The organism is Methylobacterium sp. WL116 (assembly GCF_008039455.1).
GTDB lineage: Bacteria > Pseudomonadota > Alphaproteobacteria > Rhizobiales > Beijerinckiaceae > Methylobacterium.
The window spans coordinates 1-526 of record NZ_VRUV01001105.1 but is presented as its reverse complement, the minus strand read 5'-3'; the positions used below and the strand labels follow the sequence as shown (position 1 = coordinate 526).

Sequence of the window (526 nt, the reverse complement as noted above, 5' to 3'; positions counted from 1 at the left end):
GGACAGCCCGACCCGCTCCAGCGCGTGGGCGACGCGGGCGCGGCGCTCGGGCCTGCGGACGCCGTCGAGGCCGAAGCCGACATTGTCGGCCACCGTGAGCCAGGGCAGCAGGCGCGGCTCCTGGAACACCAGGCCCACGCCGGGATGCGGCGCGGCGATGGCCTCGCCGTCGAGCGTGATCGTGCCGGCGCTGCCGCGGTCGAGGCCGGCGATCAGCCGGAGCAGGGTGGTCTTGCCGCAGCCCGAGCCGCCGATCAGCGCGACGATCTCGCCGGCCGCCACCGACAGGTCGATGCCCGCGAGCGCCTGCGTGCCGTCGGCATAGGTCTTGGAGAGGCCTTGGATGTCGAGCACGGTGTCCGCCGAGGTCCTCTTGTCGCCTGTCGTGTGCATGCCATAGGGCGCGAGGCGCCGCCATGCTACGTCGGCGCCTCGCGCGGCCGCGCGAGGCGATGGGGTGGACCCGTGATCAGGCTCGTTCTTCCGGTGCTCCTCGCCCTCGCGGCCCCGGCCGCCGCCGCCGACC

Annotated in this window: 1 protein-coding gene; it reads right to left on the bottom strand. The window is 74.9% G+C overall.

What is annotated here, in order from left to right:
• A partial coding sequence (locus tag FV223_RS29600) for an ATP-binding cassette domain-containing protein (protein WP_147730117.1) occupies positions 1-354 on the bottom strand: 354 nt, incomplete at its 3' end.
• Between the last annotated feature and the right edge of the window lie 172 nt (positions 355-526).